The organism is Streptomyces noursei ATCC 11455 (assembly GCF_001704275.1).
Taxonomy (GTDB): domain Bacteria; phylum Actinomycetota; class Actinomycetes; order Streptomycetales; family Streptomycetaceae; genus Streptomyces; species Streptomyces noursei.
Genome location: NZ_CP011533.1, coordinates 749952 through 769775, shown reverse-complemented (window position 1 = coordinate 769775; position 19824 = coordinate 749952). Strand labels below are relative to the sequence as shown.

The 19824-nt window shown below is 72.6% G+C and carries 17 protein-coding genes and 1 pseudogene; 11 read left to right on the top strand and 7 right to left on the bottom strand.

Going from position 1 to position 19824, the window contains the following annotated elements; translation table 11 throughout:
• The first annotated feature begins 55 nt into the window (after positions 1–55).
• Positions 56–1675 (top strand): peptide-N4-asparagine amidase, encoded by a 1620-nt coding sequence (locus SNOUR_RS03340; protein ID WP_067343706.1) that lies wholly within the window; start codon positions 56–58, stop codon positions 1673–1675.
• Between the two features lie 59 nt (positions 1676–1734).
• Here the strand turns inward: SNOUR_RS03340 and SNOUR_RS03335 are convergent, their stop codons facing one another.
• Together SNOUR_RS03335 and SNOUR_RS03330 are read right to left on the bottom strand one after the other, a co-directional pair.
• Positions 1735–2454, bottom strand: a complete 720-nt coding sequence (locus SNOUR_RS03335; protein WP_067343704.1) for a TioE family transcriptional regulator — start codon at positions 2452–2454, stop codon at positions 1735–1737.
• 137 nt (positions 2455–2591) lie between these two features.
• A complete protein-coding gene (locus SNOUR_RS03330) occupies positions 2592–3326 on the bottom strand; it encodes an SDR family oxidoreductase (protein ID WP_067343702.1) in 735 nt (244 codons plus the stop codon).
• Between the two features lie 143 nt (positions 3327–3469).
• On the opposite strand from SNOUR_RS03330, the gene SNOUR_RS03325 reads away from it, so the two are divergent.
• On the top strand, positions 3470–4063 hold the full coding sequence (locus tag SNOUR_RS03325) for a TetR/AcrR family transcriptional regulator (protein ID WP_067343700.1): 594 nt from the start codon (positions 3470–3472) through the stop codon (positions 4061–4063).
• 64 nt (positions 4064–4127) lie between these two features.
• Here the strand turns inward: SNOUR_RS03325 and SNOUR_RS03320 are convergent, their stop codons facing one another.
• Both SNOUR_RS03320 and SNOUR_RS03315 read right to left on the bottom strand, forming a co-directional pair.
• The gene (locus tag SNOUR_RS03320) at positions 4128–4778 is read right to left on the bottom strand and encodes a response regulator (protein ID WP_067343699.1); all 651 of its coding nucleotides are present in this window, start codon (positions 4776–4778) and stop codon (positions 4128–4130) included.
• A complete protein-coding gene (locus SNOUR_RS03315) occupies positions 4775–5944 on the bottom strand; it encodes a sensor histidine kinase (protein ID WP_067343697.1) in 1170 nt (389 codons plus the stop codon). Before SNOUR_RS03315 ends, SNOUR_RS03320 begins: the two co-directional genes overlap by 4 nt.
• Positions 5945–6075: 131 nt before the next feature.
• Between SNOUR_RS03315 and SNOUR_RS03310 the strand changes: the two genes are divergently transcribed.
• Positions 6076–6843 carry a class I SAM-dependent methyltransferase gene (locus SNOUR_RS03310; protein WP_067343695.1) on the top strand — a complete coding sequence of 256 codons (768 nt, stop codon included), beginning with the start codon at positions 6076–6078 and terminating at the stop codon, positions 6841–6843.
• A pseudogene (locus SNOUR_RS47925) lies at positions 6840–7313 on the top strand (DedA family protein); the annotation flags it as partial. The gene SNOUR_RS03310 and the pseudogene SNOUR_RS47925, both read left to right, overlap by 4 nt.
• A gap of 229 nt (positions 7314–7542) precedes the next feature.
• Here SNOUR_RS47925 and SNOUR_RS03305 read toward each other — a convergent pair.
• Positions 7543–8733 (bottom strand): acyltransferase family protein, encoded by a 1191-nt coding sequence (locus SNOUR_RS03305; protein ID WP_067343694.1) that lies wholly within the window; start codon positions 8731–8733, stop codon positions 7543–7545.
• A gap of 25 nt (positions 8734–8758) precedes the next feature.
• Complete coding sequence (locus tag SNOUR_RS03300; RefSeq protein WP_067343692.1) at positions 8759–9433, bottom strand: TetR/AcrR family transcriptional regulator; 675 nt, start codon at positions 9431–9433, stop codon at positions 8759–8761.
• A 129-nt stretch (positions 9434–9562) separates the two neighbouring features.
• Between SNOUR_RS03300 and SNOUR_RS03295 the strand changes: the two genes are divergently transcribed.
• Positions 9563–10186, top strand: coding sequence for a GNAT family N-acetyltransferase (locus SNOUR_RS03295; protein WP_067343690.1), 624 nt, complete (start codon positions 9563–9565; stop codon positions 10184–10186).
• Between the two features lie 73 nt (positions 10187–10259).
• On the opposite strand, the gene SNOUR_RS03290 is transcribed toward SNOUR_RS03295, so the two are convergent.
• On the bottom strand, positions 10260–11360 hold the full coding sequence (locus tag SNOUR_RS03290; RefSeq protein WP_067343689.1) for a M20 family metallopeptidase: 1101 nt from the start codon (positions 11358–11360) through the stop codon (positions 10260–10262).
• Positions 11361–11415: 55 nt separating this feature from the next.
• Between SNOUR_RS03290 and SNOUR_RS45980 the strand changes: the two genes are divergently transcribed.
• The 6 genes from SNOUR_RS45980 (at position 11416) to SNOUR_RS03260 (ending at position 19782) form a co-directional block, all read left to right on the top strand.
• Entirely contained in the window at positions 11416–11604 is a 189-nt protein-coding gene (locus SNOUR_RS45980; RefSeq protein WP_067343687.1) for a hypothetical protein, read from the top strand.
• A gap of 475 nt (positions 11605–12079) precedes the next feature.
• Complete coding sequence (locus SNOUR_RS03280) at positions 12080–13396, top strand: phenylacetate--CoA ligase family protein (RefSeq protein WP_067343686.1); 1317 nt, start codon at positions 12080–12082, stop codon at positions 13394–13396.
• The gene (locus SNOUR_RS03275) at positions 13393–14733 is read left to right on the top strand and encodes an MFS transporter (protein WP_067343684.1); all 1341 of its coding nucleotides are present in this window, start codon (positions 13393–13395) and stop codon (positions 14731–14733) included. The genes SNOUR_RS03280 and SNOUR_RS03275 overlap by 4 nt, the downstream gene beginning before the upstream one ends.
• On the top strand, positions 14730–15953 hold the full coding sequence (locus SNOUR_RS03270; protein ID WP_067343682.1) for a GNAT family N-acetyltransferase: 1224 nt from the start codon (positions 14730–14732) through the stop codon (positions 15951–15953). Before SNOUR_RS03275 ends, SNOUR_RS03270 begins: the two co-directional genes overlap by 4 nt.
• A complete protein-coding gene (locus tag SNOUR_RS03265; protein WP_067343680.1) occupies positions 15950–17116 on the top strand; it encodes a LuxE/PaaK family acyltransferase in 1167 nt (388 codons plus the stop codon). Before SNOUR_RS03270 ends, SNOUR_RS03265 begins: the two co-directional genes overlap by 4 nt.
• The gene (locus SNOUR_RS03260; RefSeq protein WP_067343679.1) at positions 17113–19782 is read left to right on the top strand and encodes an acyl-CoA reductase; all 2670 of its coding nucleotides are present in this window, start codon (positions 17113–17115) and stop codon (positions 19780–19782) included. The genes SNOUR_RS03265 and SNOUR_RS03260 overlap by 4 nt, the downstream gene beginning before the upstream one ends.
• Positions 19783–19824: the final 42 nt, after the last annotated feature.

Sequence of the window (19824 nt, the reverse complement as noted above, 5' to 3'; positions counted from 1 at the left end):
ATCCGGCCAACGGGGCACTGGTGCACGGGAGTACGACGCGCTTCACTCCTGTCCCATGAGACGTGTGTTTCTCACTCTGTGCGCCGCCGTCACCGGCCTGGTGCTGGGAGTGGCCCCGGCCACCGCCGCGGAGCCGCCCACCGAGTTCGGCACCCACTGGCACGACCCGGTCACCGCGGGTCCACCGGTCTCCGTCCCGGACACCCCGTCCTGCCAAGTGACGGTCGCCGACACCGAATTCCGCGACTACACGCCCTACAAGGGCACCTACACCCCGCCCGCCAAGTGCGGACACCGCTGGAACAAGGTCGTCCTGCGGCTCGAAGGGTCCGTCGCCGGGCGGCAGTTCGACCGCCTGGGCTATCTGCACATCGGCGGAGTGGAGGTCCTGCGCACCTCGACGCCCGAACCCTCTCCCGCGGGCATCACCTGGAAGGTGGAGAAGGACGTCACGCGGTACGCCCCCACGCTGCGCGTCGGCCAGCCCGTCGAGATGCTCATCGGCAACACCGTGGACGGCACCTACACCGGCGTCATCAAGGTCAAGGTGACGCTGACCTTCTACACCGCGCGGGGCCCGGTGAAGGAGGCCGCCACCCCCGACAAGGTCCTCACCCTGCAGGGCGCCCACACCACCGAGGGCGCGGTGTACGAGGGCCGACTGACCACGCCGCGCAACAGCGAACGCATCGTCGCGGAGGTGTACGCCACCGGATCGGGCGGCGGCTGCGAGGAGTTCTGGTACCTGACGGTGCCGGTCCCGGCGTCGTACTCCTGCAAGGCCAAGGACGGCCCGTACCGCGAGGTGCAGGTGACGGTGGACGGCGAACTCGCCGGCATCGCGACGCCCTACCCGACCGTGTGGACGGGCGGTTGGTCCAACCCGTTCCTGTGGTACGTGATACCCAGCCCGCGTGCCTTCGACGTCCACCCGGTGGAGTACGACCTCACGCCCTTCGCCGCCCGGTTGAACGACGGACGTCCGCACCGGATCGCCGTCTCGGTCGTCGGATTGCCCGCCGGGCAGGCCGGCTGGAGCACCCCCACCAACATCCTGGTCTGGCAGGACGCCAAGGCGGCGCGGGTCACCGGCGGGCTCCTCACCCGCCGGGCGAGCGACCCCGTCAACAGGACGGCGTACGAGCCGGGCGACGAGCGCCGGCTCACCGTCGAAGGGCGACACTCCCTCACGGTCGCCGGGTACCTCGACACCTCGCACGGCCGGGTCACCACGACCGTCAGTCGCAGCCTCGCCGCCGACTTCGTGCACCGCTGGAACGCCGACGAATCCACCGACGCGCTCCGGGCACGCTGGCACGACGACGAGACGGTCACCGTGCGCGGCTCCGGCCCCGCGACCACCACCGCGACCCGGCGCGCCTACGCCATGGACGGCGCGACGACCGTCGGCACCGGCGACCGCCTGCGCACCACCATGACCATGGGCGACCGCGCGGACCACGCCACCCTGCGGGGCGGCCGGATGACCGACTGGGCACGGTCGGACGACACCTACACCGGCGATGCCGCGTACCACCAGAACGTGCCCCGCGAGCAGCGGCACGCCACCGGCGTCTCCCGCGAGCGCTACCGGCTGCACGGTCCGGGTGCCTGCTACGACCGGACACTGGCCACGGCCCAGGGGGAGTTGACGGAGGACCGCTCCGGCTGCTGAACCGGTCGGTCGCCGGGCGCGCCGCGCCGTGCCCGGCGACCACCGCCGGCACTGCCCCGTCAGCGCACGCGCAGGTACGCGTCGAGCAGCGCGGACGCGCCGAGCATGGCCAGGCCCCGCGCGGTCAGCTTCCGCTGCCAGTCGTCCAGGGCATCGGCCAGTGTGTCGGTGCCGCCGGCGGTGCGGATCCGCTGGACCACGGTGGAGATGTGGTCCAGCGGATAGCCCCCGCGCCGGAGAAGATGGGCGAGCTCCGCGTCGCGGATGTCGCCCGCGCGAAAGAGGCGGTATCCGGTCACGCGGTCCCGTGCCGGGACGAGGATGCCGGCGCTCTCCCACTTGCGCAGGGTCGCGGGCGTGACACCGAGCCGGTGCGCGAGTTCGCCGATGGTCCGGGCCTCGGCGGGTGCCGCGAGGGCTCCGGCGGGTGCTTTCGCGGCGTCGGACGCCGCGGTCAGGTGATCCACCGCCTTGCGCACCGCGTCCAGCGTCTCCCGGTCCCGGAGCAATTGGTGATGACCCCGATCGATGAGCGTCAGGGCGTCGTCGAGCGCGTCCCGGTGCAGTGCGTGCATGATCTGGCCGCCGGTCGCATGCCCGTAGGCCGGGACGAGCGCGAGGAAGGCGCGGAGCGCTGCCGCGTGCACCGCGGTGTAGATCCGGTAGCCGCTGCGGGTGCGCTCGGCGGGTGGCAGGAACCCGTCCCGCTCGTAGTTGCGGACCGCCTGGGCGGAGATGCCGTGCTCGCGTGCGAGGTCAGTGGGTCGCAAGGTGATCACCGTGCGGAGACTTTACCGCAGGGCGGTTGCGGTGCGGCCGCGAGCAAGTTCACCAGCCACGGCCCGGCCACCGCGGCGTACCCCGCGTCCAGTCCGCGGTGACGGCCGTTCCCGGAACCGTCCCACCTGCCCCCGTCTCAGTTCTGGGCCGTGGGACGGACGACGATGTCTCCGACGTCGACGCCGTCCGGCTGCTCGACGGCGAAGGCGATGGCGCGGGCCACCGCGTCGGGCGAGAGGCCGGCCTGGTCCAACCTGTCGAGGATCTGGGCCTTCACCTGCGGTTCGAGGTGATCCGCGAAGTCCGTGCGGACGAGGCCCGGTGAGACGACGGTGACCCGCAGGCTGTCGCCGGCTTCCTGGCGCAGGCCCTCGGAGACGGTGCGGACGGCGTTCTTCGTGGCTGCGTACACGGACTGGAGCGGCACGATGCGCAGCCCTGCGGTGGACACGGTGTTGACGAAGTGCCCGAAGCCCTGTTCCCGGAAGACGGGCAGGGCGGCGGCGATTCCGTACAGCACGCCTTTGAAGTTGACGTCGATCATCTGCTCCCAGTCCTCGACGCGCAGGTGGTCCAGGGCGGAGATCGGGCCGACCCCGGCGTTGCTGACGAGGACGTCGAGCCGGCCGTAGCGGTCCCGGGCCAGCTCGACGAGTTGGGTCAGGTCCGCACGGCGCGTCACGTCCGTGCAGGTCCAGGCGGCTTCGCCGCCGGATGCCCCGATGCGGGCGGTCAGTGCCGCGAGGCGCTCCGAACGACGCGCCCCGAGGACGACCCGTGCGCCGCGCTCGGCGAGCAGGAGCGCCGTCGCCTCGCCGATGCCGCTGCTGGCGCCGGTGATCGCCACGACCTTGCCTTGGATTCCCGACATGATGAACAGCCCTTTCGCAGGAGGAGTGTGGGCAGGGCGGACCGTTCCCATGGCCTAGAGTGAAAGTGGAGGCTCCGCCACTTCGCCCGAACGCTAAGTGGGGATGCCTCCATTTGGCAACCGTCGAAGAGAAGGAGCGACCGATGGCACGAGCCGCGGAACGCCCGCTGCGGGCCGATGCCCAGCGCAACCGGGAGAAGATCCTGGCCGCGGCGGTGCGGGTGTTCACCGAGGACGGACTGGACGCGCACCTCGAACGCATCGCCAGGGAAGCGGGCGTGGGAAGCGGCACGCTGTACCGGAACTTCCCGACCCGGGAGGCCCTGATCGAAGCGGCCTACCGCAACGAGGTCGCCCGACTGTGCGACGCCGTCCCCGGCCTGCTGGCGACCATGCCGCCCGATCAGGCACTGCGCGCCTGGACGCGACGCTTCATCGACTACGCCACCGCCAAGCTCGGCATGGCCGACGCCCTGCGCGCCGTCATCGCCGCCGGGGCCAATCCCTACGCCGACAGCCGCGAGATGATCCAGGGCGCCCTGTGCTCCCTCATGGACGCCGGAACGGCAGCCGGCGTGATCCGCACGGACATCCGCCCGACCGACATGTTCGCCGCCCTCGCCGGCATCGCCCTCACCTCGGCGCAGCCCGACCAACGGGGCCAGGCCGAACGCCTCCTCGACCTCACCCTGGACGGGCTGAGGCCCGTCGCGGGGCGGGACGCCGGAGGCAGTTGACGACGACGGCGGGGCCGAACCGTCCGGCGAGCGGAGACCGTCGCACGCCTGCCCGCGTCGCCGGTCAGGTCGTGAGACCGGCGTCGCGGGCCAGCAGGGCGGCCTGCACGCGGTTGGTGACCTCCAACGCGGCCAGGACGCGGCTGACATGGGCCTTGACGGTGCTTTCGCGCATGCCCAGACGGGCGGCGATGTCGGCGTTGGTACCGCCCTCGGCGAGCAGCGCCAGCACGTCGTGTTCGCGCGGGGTCAACCGGCCGACGCGGGCCCGGGCGGCGGTCGCCTGCGGCCGACCGGTGGCGTGGAAGCGGTCGATCACCCGACGGGCCGCGGCGGGATGGAGCATGGCGGAGCCGCCGGCCACGAGGTGCACGGCGCGCAGGATCTCGGCCGGTTCGGTGTCCTTGAGGAGGAAGCCGTCGGCGCCGGCGGCGAGGGCGTTGTAGACGTAGTCGTCGAGATCGAAGGTGGTCAGGGTGATCACCTTCGGCGGGTGGGGGAGGGCGCGCAGCCGGGCGGTGGCGGCGATGCCGTCCATGCGCGGCATGCGCACGTCGACCAGGGCGACGTCGACGCGGTGGGCGGTGGCCTGCTCGACGGCGTGCAGGCCGTCGGACGCCTGGGCGACCACCTCGATGCCGGCATCGCCGTCGAGGAGGTCGGCCAGACCCAGGCGGACCAGGGCATCGTCGTCGACGATCATGGCGCGGATCATGTGCGGGTGCCGTTCTGCTCGTTGCCGGACGGATGGGGAATGCGGGCGGCCAGCCGCCAGGCACCGCTGTCGCCGGGCCCGGCGTGCAGTTCGCCGCCGAGTGCCGTCACGCGCTCGCGCAGGCCGACGAGCCCGAACCCGGAGGCGACGGCATCCGGGCTCCGGGGGCCCGGGGCGTTGACGACCTCCACGGTGGTGGCGGGTGGTCGGTAGGCGATGCGGAGGGTCACCGGGGCGCCGTCGGCGTGCTTGCGGACGTTGGTCAGCGCTTCCTGGACCAGGCGGTGGACGGCCAGTCGGTGGGTGGCGGGCGCCTGTTCGGGGCGGCCGTCGACGTGCACCGCGACCTGCTGCCCGGCGGCGCGGGCCTGTTCGACCAGCGCGTCCACCCCGCGCAGGACGGGCGCCGGGGCGGTGGCGGCCCGGGCGGAATCCGGGTCGCGGAGCACGCCGAGCACATCGCGCAGGTCCGCCAGCGCCTCGGTGGAGGCGGTCCGCAGCAGCGCGAGCCGCTGGCCGACCTGGGCGGGCAACGCGTCGGTCCTGGTGGTCAGGACGCCGGAGTGCAGGGCGATCAGGCTCAGGCGGTGGGCCAGCACGTCGTGCATCTCCGCGGCGATCCGGGAACGTTCGGCCGCACGCGCTGCCTCCTCGCGCAACTCCCGCTCGATCCGCAGGTGTTCGACCTGCGTGTTGAGTGCCCGCACCAGGCGGCGCCGGTGGCCCGCCCACAACCCGCCGACCACGGCCAGCAGCAGGAACAGCGTGCCGCCGTACTGCTGCGGATTCCACAGCGAGAACTCCGGGGTCCGGACGAAGTTGACACCGAGCGCGGCGACGGAGCAGCCCACCGCCACCCAGGCGCGGCGCTGCGCGGCCAGGTCGAACAGGGCGACGAGCAGCAGCGGCAGGATCGGCGCGCCCCACCAGGCCACCGCCGCGGTGGTCACCAGGGGCGCGGTCGGCCAGGGCAACCCCCGTACCAGCACGACCAGTCCGCACAGCACCCCGGCGGCCGGGCACAGGGCCAGATACCGCCCGCCGGCGGCCAGGGCACCGTGGTGCACCGAGTCGAACGTCAGCAGCACCACGAGAGCGGACCGCCCATAGGCGATCCACCGTGGGGCCCCGCTCCCTCCCGACCCCGGGCGCTCTCTCCGGCTCATTCCGAAATCCTAAGTGGCCGGCGGAGCACGCCACTTGCGACGATCCGCCGTCGCGACCCCCTACTTTCGTCGATGCCGCCGTCGCACAACGGCGGGTCCGTCGGCCGCGGGGGCTCCCTAGCGTCGCCGTCATGGAATCCCGGATCTCCTCCTCCGCCCGTGTCCCTTCGCCCGGCGGCTCGCCGGACCGCTCGCCCGACCGGCTTCCGGCCCGACGCTTCGCCGAGAGCGGGGTGTTCCTGCTCGAAGCCGTCCGCGACATGCGCACCACCGGCGCCGTGGCCCCCAGCGGCAGGGCCCTGGCCCGCGCGCTGACCGCCCCGGTGCGCGCCCGGGCGCCGCAACCACTGACCGTCCTGGAGGCGGGGGCCGGTACCGGAGCGGTCACCCGCGCCGTGATCGCCCGTCTGCCGGCGGGCAGTCGCCTGGACGTCGTCGAGGCCAACCCCCGCTTCGCCGCCCGCCTGAGGCACCTCGTCGCCACCGCTCCCCAACCCGCCGACGCACCCGCACGGGTCCACGTCCACCACACCGGCGTCGAGCGCCTGGACGTCACCCGGCGCTACGACGTCATCGTCTCCGGCCTGCCCCTGACCAACTTCGCTCCCGATCAGGTGGAGACGATCATGAACCGGTATCTGGAGCTGCTCCGCCCCGGCGGCACCCTCACCTACTTCGCCTACCGCGGCACCCGCAAGGCCCGCGCCCTCCTGGCCGCATCGTCCCAGGCCCGTCGGCACCGAGCCGTCGACGAGGTCATGGACGCCTACCAGCGCCGCTACGCCACGGACTGCCGCACGATCTGGGTCAACCTGCCCCCGGCGAGGGTCTGGCAACTCCGACGCCCCCTCCCCGCCCTCCCGGTGCCGCGGCCCGCCGCGACCGGAGCCCGCCGATGACCCCGTCGCTCGACGCGGTGGGCCACCTGCCCAGCGCGACCGCCGCCTATGCCGTGCTGGCCGCCGCCGTGCTGACCGAATCGGTGCTGCTCATCGGCGCGTTCGTGCCCACCCTCACGCTGCTGCTCAGCGCCGGCGCGCTGGCCCGCACCGGGTATCTGCACCTGCCCCTCGTCATCGCGACCGCCGCCTGCGCCGTGCTGGCGGGCGACTTCCTCGCCCATCGCACCGGGCGCCTGCTGACCGACCGGCTACGCGTCGGACGCGTCGGACGCCGCGTGCCCGCCGCCGCGTGGCGGCGCGCCCGGGCGCTGATGGACCGCCGCGGCGGGCAGGCCGTCTTCCTGGGCCGCTTCGTTCCCGTGCTCCGCACCCTGATGCCGCACCTGGCCGGCGCGACCCGCCTGCCCTATCGCCGCATCGCCCCGTACAGCGCCCTGGCCGCCCCGCTGTGGGCCGGCGCCGAGGCCGGCACCGGGTACGCGGCCGCGCCGATGCTGCGGCGCGCGGTGACCTACGGCGGCCCGGTGCTCGCCGTGACCGCGCTCGCCTGCGCGGGGGCGGGAGCGGCATGGCTGGCGGTGCGTCGTCGCGGCGGGACGCGGAGCGGAACGAGTCGGGTCGGCAGGGGTGCGGTGGGCGCCGCAGCCGCGACGAGCCTGCCGGGAACGGGTCCCCGGCAGGCTCGTCGACGTCGTCCTAGAGCACCCGGTCGGCCCGCGGTAGCCGGCGGACCAGATAGGCCACGGCCCAGCACAGCGGGAGCGCGACCACGGCGACGATGGCGAACTTGGCGACGGCCGGCGCGTGCAGCCAGCTGAAGGCATGCCCCAGTCCGACCAGCACCAGCGCATGGAGGACGTAGACCCCGAAGGCGTGGCGGGAGAGGAACGCGGCCTTCCGCCCCTGGCGGTTGAGGCGTTCGCGGAAGAGCACGGTCAGGCCCAGGACCATGCCGATCGCGAACGTCGACTCCCAGGCGGCCGCGGCCAGCGACTGCCATGTGCCGTGTCCGTCGGTCGCCCCGGTCTTCGCCGTGACGATGACCGGGAGGTAGGCGAGGGTGGCGACGGTCGCGACGGCGAAGCCCACCCGTCCCGCACGGCGGGAGAGGCTCTGCGGCCAGCCGCGGCGGTGCGCGAGGACGCCCACCACGAAGAAGCTCGCGTACTGCATGAGATAGCTGGGGGTGGGCAGCCCGAGGACCGGGACGTAGACACCGGCCGGTACGAGGATGCGCCATCCGTAGGTGGCCAGGGCGAGGGCCACGGTGAAGAGCACGATGGCGCGCGGTCGCAGCGGCCTCGGCGCCGGCCGGCCGGGCGCCGCCGCGTCGGCCGTGACCTGGGCGCGGCGCGCGGCCCGACGCCGGACGAGGGCGTAGAGCACGGCGAACACCAGCAGTACTTCCGCGAACCACAGCGGGCCCGGGTCCCAACTCACCAGGTAGTAGAACCAGTAGGGGAGGGACGCACCGTGCTCGGCGAGGGACGTCTTGAGCTGGAAGTACCCGTCGAGGCCCGTCAGGGGACGTATCAGGAGCAGGAAGGCGAGCAGCGGGATGCCGAGGCGCTTGAGGCGGTCCCGGAGGAAGGGGCCCGCGCCCTTGCGGTCGAAGGACGCCGGTGTGAAGTACCCGGCGATCATGAAGAAGAAGCCCATGAAGAACGCCTGGTTGAGCACGACGAAGGCGTCCAGGATCAGCCCGGTCCCGTCCTTGGCGGGCTCGGTGTAGTACCAGACCGGGATGTTGCCGTAGGTGACGGCGATGTGGTGCAGCACCACCAGGGCCGTCAGGGCGATGCGTAGATTGTCGATGTAGTACAGGCGCGGGCGCGCGGGGCCCGCGGTGTCGGCGGGCGCCACCGTGCGCCCGAGGTCATGTGCCATGGAACTCTCCCCCGTTCGGTGTGGTTCAGGAATCGGCCCGACCCTCGGCCCTGGTGGCGTGCCAGAACAGGTCGGTGAGTTCGCGGGCGTGCGCCGCGAGGTCGTGGTCGGGGTGGACGCTCCAGTACGCGAACATGTCGTCGATCGCGGCCTGGAGGCTGACGGCCATCACCCGGGCGTCGAACGCGCGCAGTTCCCCGCGCTGTTGGCCCGCCCGGAAGACCTCTTCCAGGTGGGCGAAGAGCGACTCGCTGGAGGCGATGCCGTAGCGGAGCTCACCGTTCTCGGTGCGGAACTGCGTGAAGATCTCGCCGAGGGCGATGAGTTGGGTCCGGTGGTCGGCCATGTGCTCCGCGAGCGACCCGATGTAGATGCGCAGCCACGCGGCGGTGCGGGTCTCGCCCTCTCCGGCGAGGCGGGACGCGACGAAGGCGCCGAGACCGTCGTAGATCTGCTCGACGGTCCGCTCGATCAACTCGTTCTTGCCGGCGAAGTGATACGAGATCACGCCCTTGCTGACGCCGGCCCGCTCGGCGATCTGTGCCATCGACGCCTTCGCGAACCCCCGTACCGCGATGACGTCGATGGCCGCCTCGATGATCTGGGCCCGTCGCACCTTCTCGATGAGCGAGCGTTCCGGCTCCGTCGGTGTGCTTTCCCCGTTGCCGGGCTGGCCACTTGGATCAATTTCTGACCGCATGGCCAAAAATTTAGCCGACCGGCCAGACGCTGTCCAGTGGGGCCTGTCGCCGACGACGTCCGACGCCGGAGCGGAGCCGCTGCCGGGCAACAGGCGTCGTGCCGAGCGACGTTGTGGCACGATGCCGCGATGACCTCCAGCACACCCGCACCGACCGGCCCGCCGGCCACCTCGCCGGGCGCCATACCGGCGGTCGTCCCCGCAGGGCGGATGGCCGCGACCGCTCAGCCGGTGCTCGATCTGCCGAACGGTTGGCAGCTGCGTCCCTGGCACCGTTCGGACGCCGACGCCCTGGCGGCCGCCGGCCGGGATCCGGCGATCCGGCAGTGGAACCGCCTGCTGGTGGACACGCAGGAAGAGGCCCGCCAACGGATCGAGCGCATGCACGACCGCTGGCGGGCCGAGCAGAGCGCCATCTGGGCCCTCGCCCGACCGGGCGGCGAGGTCATGGGGCTGATCGGCTGGGGCGACATCGACCTGACGGGCGGCAGCGCCGAGATCCTCTACTGGATCCTGCCCGCGGCCCGCGGCGGCGGTGTCATGGTGGAGGCCACCCGACGCGTGAGCCGGTGGGCACTGGAAGACCTGGGGCTGCACCGGCTGCGCCTGTGCCACTCGGTGGCCAACCAGGCGTCCTGCCGGGTCGCGACCAAGGCCGGGTACTCCCTCGAAGGCACCATGCGCAGCGCCCTGTTGCACGCGGACGGATGGCACGACGAGCATCTGCACGCGCTCGTGCAGGGCGACATCTGACCCGGACCGGAACGGCCGTCCGCCGGCCACCGCGCCCGAGGGGACGCCGTGGCCGGCGGAGGGGGGACGGGACCTACCTGCGGCGGATCGAGTTCACCAGCCCGGCCACCAGGTGCGCCCGCTCGGCCATGGCGTCGACGACCAGGTACTCGTGGTCGGCGTGGGCACCGCCCCCGACCGCCCCCAGGCCGTCGAGGGTGGGCACGCCCAGGGCGGCCGTGAAGTTGCCGTCGCTCCCGCCGCCGACCGCGGTGCCTTCGAGGCCGGGAAGCAACTGCTGGGCCACAGCGAGGAGTTCGGCCGATGCCGACTCGGGCATCGGGGGGCGGCCGACGGCTCCGCGAACCGCGATCTCCGCCCCGTCGAGGTGCGGGGTCAGCGCCGCGAAGGCGGATTCGACCCGCTCCTTCTCGTCGGCCGACTCGACCCGGACGTCGACGACGACGGTCGCCTCGGCGGGGACGACGTTGTCCAGGGTGCCCGCGGAGGCGACGGTCGGGGTGACCGTCGTACCGATCTCGGGACGGCCCAGTGCCGCGATCCGCAGGACCTGGTGGGCCGCTTCGACCAGGGCGTTGACCCCCGCCTCGGGCTCCAGCCCGGCGTGCGAGGCCCGGCCCCTGATGGCGACCTGGAACGTGCCGCATCCCTTGCGGCCGGTCTTCACGGCCCCGCCCTCGGCCGCGCCCTCGAAGACCAGCACGGCTCCGCACGCCCGGGCGCGTTCTTCGATGAGGGCCCGTGAGGAGTGGGAGCCGACCTCCTCGTCGGCGGTCACCAGGATCTCGACGCCGGACAGGTCGTCGAGCGAGGCCAGGCCGTGCAGGGCCTGCACCAGACCGCCCAACATGTCGAAGACCCCGGGGCCGGTCGCCCGGCCGCCGTCGACCCTGAACGGGCGTCGCGCCAGCGTGCCGAGCGGAAAGACCGTGTCGTGGTGGCCGAGGATCAACACCCGGGGATCGCCGCCGCCCGACCAGCGCACATGCGGCCCGGCCGCGCTCTCGACGAGGTCGGCCCGCCCGCCCAGGCGGCTCTCGATCACGCCGGCGACGGCCTTGGCCGATGCCGTTAAGGCGTCGACATCGCGCGAGGGGGACTCGACCTCGACGAGCGTCCTGAGGTCGTCGAGCATCGCGTCGATGCTCACGCGGGCGGTCCTGTGCGTCGTCATGCCGCGAGGGTAGTCGGCGCGGCCCGGGACGCACCGTCCGGGCGCCGCCGGAGCCGTGGCCGACCTCACCTCGGTGACGAAGGACGGTCGGCTGCAGCTCCAACTCCCGGCGGACGAGGCCAAGGCCGCCCTGGCGGCGTACCCGAGCGGTGCCCGCCTGATCCGGCGGGGTGCGCCGCCCGGCACACCGAGCCCGAACTCCTGGCGCTGCACGGGGTCGGTCCGAAGGCGGTGCGCATTCTGACCGAGGCGCTGCACGCGCGCGGACTCGCCCTGCGGGATTGAGCGCCTTTCGGCCTTTCCCGCGGATTGCGGCGGAGACGGCACTGTCGGCATCCGCACCGCTGAACGCCCGCCGCGATCCGCCGGCTACCACCGGCACAACCCGAGAATTACCAGAAGGACTTGGTGATCGGGATGCGTTCCGCATCGAAATGGCGGGTGGTGAGCTACGTCACCAGAAGCAAAGGAACCGGTTCGGTGTGCGGGGCGTCCAGGGCGATTGTGATTGGCAAAAAATCCGTTTGCGAGAGCTTCGATTGTCAGCCGTTGCAGCGCTCATGACATAGCATCATCGGTCGAAGCGCTCAGTGCAGAGAGTTTTCGCAGGGACAGCCCTGATCGGGTTACCCCGAAGCCTCTGCCGCTGCCCCCTGCCCGGAACTGGTGCCGCACACCCCGCGGTACCGGTTCTTCTGAATGCGAAAAACAGGAAAGCAATGCCCGTTCAACAATTAACGGATCTCATACGCTTCGTGCGTCGCAACTCGCCCTTCTACCGGGATCTCTACGCGGATCTTCCGGACCACGTGGACGAGCTGACCGCCATACCGGTGGTCCCGCACGACGCATTCTGGCAAGCCAACACCCCACGCCGGAACCGCCTTTTGACCGGACCGATCGACGAGGCGGTGGTTTTCAAGAGCGGCGGCACGACCGGCGCCCCGAAGTTCTCCGTCTATACCCGTGAAGAATGGCGGGAATTCACCTCCGCGTTCGGCAGTGGACTGGTCGAGGCCGGACTCCGCCCTGGTCACAGGGTCGCCGACCTCTTCTACGCCGGCGAGCTCTACGCCAGCTTCACCTTCATCCTGGATTCCCTCCACCGGGCCCCCGTCGCCAACGTCCGGCTGCCGATCGGCGGCGGCGCGCCACTGGCGTCCACCGTGCACACGCTGGAGGAATTCGACGTCGACGTCGTCGCCGGCACCACGACCACGCTCTGCGGCCTCGCGGACCATCTCGTGCGCGAAGGGCGACAACTCCCCGCCGTACGGATCCTGTTCTTCGGCGGCGAGGGACTGTACGAGGACCAACTTCCGCTGCTGCGCAAGGCGTTCCCGCAGGCACAGGCCCGCTCCATCGGCTACGCCGGCGTCGACTCCGGGCTCCTCGGACAGGCCGTACCGGGGGCCGACCCCCGCGTCCACCGGGCGTTCACGCCGTACACCGTCGTCGAGATCCTCGACGAGAACACCGGTGAGCCCCTGACCCGCGAAGGCGTCGCCGGCCGCATCGTCGTCACGGACCTGCGCCGGCGGCTGATGCCGATCATCCGGTACCCCGTCGGCGACCGGGCGGAGTGGACCGACGTCGCCGCCGGGCACTTCCGCATCCTCGGCCGGGCCGAAGAAGGCGTGCGCATCGGCGCGGTTTCCCTCTACACCCAGGACGTGCACGAGCTGGTGCGTGCCGCCGACCCCACCGGTCGGGTGATCGGCATGCAGCTCGTGGTGCGCCGCTGGGACGGTCGGGACGGGCTGGTCCTGCGGCTGGCCGTGGACGGAGAACCGGTCCCCGGCTGCCATGTGCCCACCGAGGTGAGCCCCGTCGGCGAAGCGGACCCGACCGGGCTCCGACACCTCGCCGCCGCCATCGCCAAGGAGATCCTCGCGGCGCGGCCGATGTACGCAGCGGAAGCCGACGCCGGACGCATCCACCCGATCGCCGTCGAGTGGGTCCGCCACGGCGAGCTGTCCGTCAACGCCCGTACCGGCAAGCTGCTGCGGGTCATCGACGAACGGCCGCACTCATGACCCCGACCTCGACCCCGGCCGCGCGCCGACTCCCCGTCGTCCTGCGCAACCGGGCCTTCGGCGCCGTCTGGGCCGCCCAGGTCCTCACCCAGGCCGCCGGCCGGATGTTCCAGGTGGGTGTGGTGTGGTGGCTGGTCGGCCACGCCATCGCGGCCGACGGCGACCGCGGCCTCGCCTCGGGCGCGTTCCTCGCGGTGAGCACCCTGCCCGCGGTGGCGCTCGCCCCGCTGGTGGCCACCGTCATCGCCCGCTGTCCGCACCGCACGGTGCTGGGAGCCAGCTCCGCGCTGGCGGGCCTGGTCGCCGCCGCCACCGCCGGATGGACGTACCTCGCCCCGCCGCCCACCGTCGTGGCCTACGGAGCCGCCCTGTTGCTGGCGGGCTGCCAGGCACTCTTCGACCCCTGCCTGACCACCTCCGTCCCCGAACTCGTCGACGACGCGGACATCGAGGCCGCGACCGGGTTCGAACTCGCCACGCAGTCCCTGGCCGGCCTGGCCGGCGGACTCCTCGGACCGCTCGTCGTGGACGCCTGGGACCTGACCGGCATCGTCTCCGGCTGCGCCGGCGCGTACCTCGTCGCCGCCGCGCTGGTGTTCCTCACCCGCTTCCCCCGGAGCGCCGCGGCACCGGAGCCCGCCACCACGTCGGCGGACCCGGCACCCCGGCGGACGCTGCGTCGGATCCTCAAGGACCACCCCTTCATCCGGCGGGTGCTGCTCTGCTTCGCCGCGGTGAACCTCTTCACCACCGCCCTCTACGTCGTCATGCCCCTGTACACACGGGCGGTGCTGCACGCCCAGGGCTCGACGGTGGCCGCCCTGGAAGCGGCACTGGGCATCGGCACCCTGCTCGGGTCGTTCACCGGCGCCCGGCTGCCGGGATCGCCCACGGCCGTGGGCGGGGCCTGCCTGGGACTGATGGCCGCGGCCCTCGCGACGCCGGGCCTGCTCGCCGACCGGGCCGCGATCGTCGGGGCACTGATCGTCGCCGGCTGGTGCGTCGGAGCCATCGGGGTGCGGTTCGTCGCGTTGTTCCAACGACTGGTCCCGGCAGCGGACAAGCCCGGCTTCTTCGCCATGATGCAGGCACTGCTCGGCGCGACCTTCCCGCTGTCCTCGCTGCTCTTCGGCGCGCTCGGCGACCATCTGTCGCCGCGCACCCTGTGCGTCCTCCAGGCCGTCGGCCTGGTCCCGCTCGCCGTGGCGCTGTGGTGGACCGGACGACGCGCCGACGCGCCCCGGGACCCGGCCGGCGGCACCGCCCCGGTCGCCTCCGGCGCCGACGCCCCCGCCGCCTCGCCCGCCGGCACCCTGCCACTGGAAGAGGCCCGATGACCGCCCTCATCCGCCCGGCCACCCCCCAGGACATCGCCGAACTACGGCAGTTGTACTTCGAGGTGTACGGCCACGGCTATCCGGTCGCCCTGGGCAGCGACCCGACCGAGATGCGCCGGTTGATCACCGATCCGCACAGCCACTGGCTCACCGCACGCCGCACCGACACCGGTGAACTCGCCGGTTCCGTCGTCGTGCAGACCGACCCGGGCAACCGCGTCGGCAAGCTCGTCGGCCTCGCGGTCCACCCGCACCACCGACAAGGCGGGCTGGCCGGCCGGCTGACCGGCGCGGTCACCGCCGACGCCTTCGCCACCGGCGCCCTGGACTCCATCCACACCACCGTCCGGATGGTCACCCAGGCACCCCAACGCGTCGTCGCCCGCAACGGATACCGACCGCTGGGCCTGCTGCCCAACGCCGCCGACGTGTCCGGCTGCGAGACCCTGGCCCTGTTCGCCTGCTACGCCGAGGGCGTCCTCGAACGCCGCGAGCCGGTGACCGACGTCCCCCAGGCGCTGATGCCCCTCCTGGGCGCCGCCGAGGAGGCCACCGGCATCCGCTACCCGGGGGCCCTCGCCCTGCCCTTCCCGGACCAGGAGCCGCTGCTGCCGCCACCGGGCGGGAGCGGCGCCGTCACGGCGACCGCGACGCCCCCCGGCACGCTGCTGACGGCCCCCGCGACCGCCCCGGTCACCACCCGCACCCCCATCGAGGTGATCACCGCCCCCGGCTTCGTCCGCCGGCGCTTCCGCGACCTCTTCCCCGACCCTGCGGGCGCATACTCCCCGCTGCGCACCCCGAACACGCTGCTGACGTCGCCGGACGGGGAGTTCGAGATCTACGCGGCCCTCGACCCGGCGGCCGCCAGCTGCGCCCTGGTCGCGGTGCACCCGTACCCGTCGGCCGCCAACCGGGCCCTCGACTCGCTCATGGCCGCGCTCACCCGGGCCGGCGCCGACTACGTCGAGACACTGGTGCCGCTCTCCGACACCGCGGCGCTGCACGCCTTCCTCTCCTCCGGCTTCGTCCCCAGCGCCGGCTACCCGGCCATGCGCCGGGTCGGCGACCGCTTCCACGACTACGTCGTCCTCTCCCGCACCAACCGTCAGATCGACTTCCGGACCACGGCCGTCAGCCCGCTGGTCCAGCCCTACCTGAGCGCGTACCTGACCGCCTGGGCGTCGATCTACCTGCCCCCGCACGAGGTTGTCCGATGAACCCGCATCTCGCCCCCGTCGAGGTCCCCGACCCGGCGGCCCTCACCCACGTCCAACGCCTCTGCGACATCCCGTCGCCCTACACCTCCGGACCCGAGGCCGACGCCCTGTTCGAGGCCGCGATGGCCGAGTCCAACGCCTGGCACGCGCAGCGCTCCCCGCTCTTCCGCGCCCTCCTCGACGACGCCCCGGAGACCCCGGCCCCCACCGTCGGCGCGCACACCCGCACCCCGCTTCTGCACGCCAACTTCTTCAAACGGCACGAGGTCCTCTCCATCCCCCGCGACGAGGTCTTCCTGCACCTGACCTCCTCCGGCACCACCGGGCAGAAGTCGCAGATGTTCTACGACCGGTGGACCATCCGCTCCGCGCAGCGCATGGTCGCCCGCATCTTCGACCACTACGGATGGATCACCCCCGACCAGCCCGTCAACTACCTGCTCTACAGCTACGAGCCCGCCCCGCAACTCCGCCTGGGCACCTCCTTCACCGACAACTACCTGTGCGACTTCGCGCCCGCACACCACACCACCCACGCCCTGCGGCACACCGGAAGCGGCCACGCCTTCGACGTGCACGGCTGCATCGACGCCCTGCGCCGCTACGCCGAGGACGACCGCCCGGTCCGCATCCTGGGCTTCCCCGCCTTCCTGCACTTCACCCTGGAACGCATGCGCGCCGCCGGCATCCCGCCGCTCGAACTCCCGCCGGGCTCCCTGGTGGTCCTCGGCGGCGGATGGAAGGGCCACGCCGACCGGCAGATCGCCAAGGCGGACTTCTACGACGAGGTGACCCGGCAACTCGGCATCCCCCCGGAGCGCATCCGGGACACCTACGGCTCCGTCGAGCACTGCGTGCCGTACGTCGAGTGCACCCACCACCGGCTGCACGTCCCGGTCTGGTCCCGTGCCGCCATACGTGACACCCGCACCCTGCAACCGCTGCCGTACGGCCACCCCGGCTACCTCCACCTGGTCTCCCCGTACATCACCTCGGTCCCGGCGCACAGCGTCGTCATGGGCGACCTGGCCTCGCTGCACGCCGGGGAGGACTGCCCCTGCGACCTGAGCACACCGTGGTTCACCATCCACGGCCGCGCCGGGGTGAGCCGCAACCGCAGCTGCGCGGTGGCCGCCGCGGAACTCCTGAAGGGAATGTCATGACCCAGCAACTCCACTTCTGGCAGGGTGAGTTCATCGGCGACGCCGAGGTGGCCGACCGGCTGGCGGAACTGCCGGCCCGCGTCGAACGCGCCCTGGCGGAGCCGCTCTCCACCGAAACGGTCCTGGTCGCCTGCGACACCCTCAGCCGCGCCCTGCGCCAGCCGCACGGCGACGTCCACGCCCGCCTGATGGAGCAGCTGACCGGCGCCGCGGACGGGCCCGCGGACGCCCGCCCGGCCACCGACCGCGAGGAGGCCGCCGCCCTCCTCGCCGAGTTCGCCGACGCCCTCGCCCGCCCGGCCCTGGAACGCAAGCTCCGGCGCGAACTCGGCGGACCGCGCCCGGAACGCCTCACCCGGCCCGACGCGCGCGAGACGACCTACGAGGCATGGGCCCCGGTGGGCCTGCTCGTCCACATCGCCCCCGGCAACGCCGCGGCGGTCGCCCCCCTGAGCGTCGTCGAGGGACTCCTCGCGGGCAACGTCAACGTGCTCAAGACCAGCAGCAGCGACACCGCGCTCGCCCAGCACCTGCTCGCCGAACTCGCCGCCGCCGACCCCACCGGGGCGGTCGGCCGCCGGATCGTCGCGCTGTGCTTCCCCTCCAGCCGCCAGGACCTGATGCGGTCGATGTGCGCGCCGGCCGACGCCGTGGCCGTATGGGGCGGTGAGGACGCCGTGCAGGGTGTCGCCGCCCTGATCCCGCCGGGGTGCCGGCTGGTCGAATGGGGCCACAAGATCTCGTTCGCCTATCTGACCCGAGAGGCCCGGACGGACCGGGACGCCCTCGTCGCGCTCGCCACCGACGTCTGCCGCATGGAGCAGCAGGCGTGCTCCAGCCCCCAGGTCGTCTACCTCGACCTCGCCACCGACACCGACACGGACACCGGCACCTGTATCGGCACCGGTACCGGCACGGGCGCCGCGACCGACGCCGAAGGCGGCACTCCGACCCTCGCCGCCCGCGACGAACTCTTCGCCTTCGCCGAGCAGTTCGCCGCCGTGCTGGCCGAGGTGTCCGCGAAGTTCCCCGTCCCGAGGCGCGGCGCGGCCGACCTGGCGGACGCCGCGGAGCAGGCCGAGATCACCACCACCGAGCTGGTCACCCGGGCCGAGCAGCACCTCGGCCTGACCAAGGTCGTCGCGGCGGACGACGGAAGCTGGCGGGTGTTCGCCGACACCCGTCCGGCCCTCACCGCGTCCCCCCTCCACCGCACCGTCTGGATCAAACCCCTGCCCCGACGCGAGATCGTCGCGACCCTGCGACCGATGCGCCGCTACCTCCAGACCGCCTCGGTGGCCGGCAGCCGCGCCGACCTCGCCGAGCTCTCCCGCAGCCTTCTCACCGCGGGCGTCCTGCGGATCACCCCGGTCGGCGCCATGCTCGACAGCTACGCCGGCGAGCCGCACGACGGCGTCTACGCCCTCCAGCGCTACAGCCGCCGGGTCAGCGTGCAGGCCCCCGAAGCCGCCTTCGCCACCGTCCCGTGCCTGGACGACCTGATCGCCCCCGCCGCGTCGCCCGTCCCGCCCACCGGACCGCTGATGGACAAGGCGGCCGCCCAGGACCAGCTGCGCTCCCTCGCGCCCCACAACGCCCAGCTGTACTTCCGCAGCGGAGGAACCACCGGCACCCCGGCCCTGTCCGTCTTCACCTGCGACGACTACGACACCCAGATGCGCGCCGCGGCACACGGCCTGCTCGCCGCGGGCTTCGACCCGGCCCACGACCGCGCCGCCAACCTCTTCTACAGCGGAGAGATGTACGGCAGCTTCATCAGCTTCTTCTCCATCCTCGAACGCCTGGGCGCCACCCAGATCCCCATGGCCGCCGGCCCCGACCACGAGGCGATAGCGAAGGCCCTGGTCGCCTACCGCGTGGACACCCTCTTCGGGATGCCGTCCTTCCTGTGGCAGCTGCTCCACAGCCAAGCCGATCGCCTGCGCTCCTACGGCGGCATCCGCAAGGTGTTCTACGGCGGCGAGCACTTCACCACCGAGCAACGCCGCATCCTCACCGAGAACTTCGGCGTGGAGGTGATCCGCTCCGCCGCCTACGGAAGCACCGACCTGGGCCCGCTGGGCTACCAGTGCGCCCACGCCCACGGCACGGTGCACCACGTCCTCACCGACCTGCACACCCTGGAGATCCTCGACCCGAAGGAGGACCGCCCGGTTCCCGCGGGGCAACCGGGGAGGCTGGTCTTCACCACCCGCACCAGGGCCGGACAGCACCTGGAGCGCTACGAGATCGGGGACCTGGGCCGGGCCGTCGACGGGGTGTGTCCCTGCGGCAGCCACACGCCGCGCATCGAGCTCCTCGGACGGTACGGCGATGTGTTCCGCATGGGCACCTACCACTTCAACTACCGCCGCTTCACTCGGATCGCCGAGGAACACCTCGACTACCGCGGCGAGTTGCAACTCCTCCTGACCAGCACGGCCGACCGGGAGCACCTCACCGTCCGCCTCGACAGCGCCTACGCACCGGACCCGGACACCGCTCGCGCGGCGTTCCTCGCCCACCTTCCCGAGCTCGGTTCGGCGGTCGGCCCGGAGGCCCTGCTGACCTGCACCGCCGAGATCGTCGCGGGGCACGCCTTCGAGCGCACCGCCACCAGCGGCAAACTCCGCACCGTCATCGACCGGCGCACGACGTCGGTCTGACGCAACGTCCTCCCGCGGACCGTCGACGGGGGCTGCGGCTCG

What these genes read in the sequence shown, in the direction of transcription:
- SNOUR_RS03295 (WP_067343690.1), top strand. Translation starts at nt 9,563, where the DNA reads ATGACCTCCAGCACACCCGCACCGACCGGCCCGCCGGCCACCTCGCCG.
- SNOUR_RS03275 (WP_067343684.1), top strand. Translation starts at nt 13,393, where the DNA reads ATGACCCCGACCTCGACCCCGGCCGCGCGCCGACTCCCCGTCGTCCTG.
- SNOUR_RS03325 (WP_067343700.1), top strand. Translation starts at nt 3,470, where the DNA reads ATGGCACGAGCCGCGGAACGCCCGCTGCGGGCCGATGCCCAGCGCAAC.
- SNOUR_RS03260 (WP_067343679.1), top strand. Translation starts at nt 17,113, where the DNA reads ATGACCCAGCAACTCCACTTCTGGCAGGGTGAGTTCATCGGCGACGCC.
- SNOUR_RS03265 (WP_067343680.1), top strand. Translation starts at nt 15,950, where the DNA reads ATGAACCCGCATCTCGCCCCCGTCGAGGTCCCCGACCCGGCGGCCCTC.
- SNOUR_RS03270 (WP_067343682.1), top strand. Translation starts at nt 14,730, where the DNA reads ATGACCGCCCTCATCCGCCCGGCCACCCCCCAGGACATCGCCGAACTA.
- SNOUR_RS03340 (WP_067343706.1), top strand. Translation starts at nt 56, where the DNA reads ATGAGACGTGTGTTTCTCACTCTGTGCGCCGCCGTCACCGGCCTGGTG.
- SNOUR_RS03330 (WP_067343702.1), bottom strand. Translation starts at nt 3,326, where the DNA reads ATGTCGGGAATCCAAGGCAAGGTCGTGGCGATCACCGGCGCCAGCAGC.
- SNOUR_RS03300 (WP_067343692.1), bottom strand. Translation starts at nt 9,433, where the DNA reads ATGCGGTCAGAAATTGATCCAAGTGGCCAGCCCGGCAACGGGGAAAGC.
- SNOUR_RS03280 (WP_067343686.1), top strand. Translation starts at nt 12,080, where the DNA reads ATGCCCGTTCAACAATTAACGGATCTCATACGCTTCGTGCGTCGCAAC.
- SNOUR_RS03290 (WP_067343689.1), bottom strand. Translation starts at nt 11,360, where the DNA reads ATGACGACGCACAGGACCGCCCGCGTGAGCATCGACGCGATGCTCGAC.
- SNOUR_RS03310 (WP_067343695.1), top strand. Translation starts at nt 6,076, where the DNA reads ATGGAATCCCGGATCTCCTCCTCCGCCCGTGTCCCTTCGCCCGGCGGC.
- SNOUR_RS03320 (WP_067343699.1), bottom strand. Translation starts at nt 4,778, where the DNA reads ATGATCCGCGCCATGATCGTCGACGACGATGCCCTGGTCCGCCTGGGT.
- SNOUR_RS03315 (WP_067343697.1), bottom strand. Translation starts at nt 5,944, where the DNA reads ATGAGCCGGAGAGAGCGCCCGGGGTCGGGAGGGAGCGGGGCCCCACGG.
- SNOUR_RS03305 (WP_067343694.1), bottom strand. Translation starts at nt 8,733, where the DNA reads ATGGCACATGACCTCGGGCGCACGGTGGCGCCCGCCGACACCGCGGGC.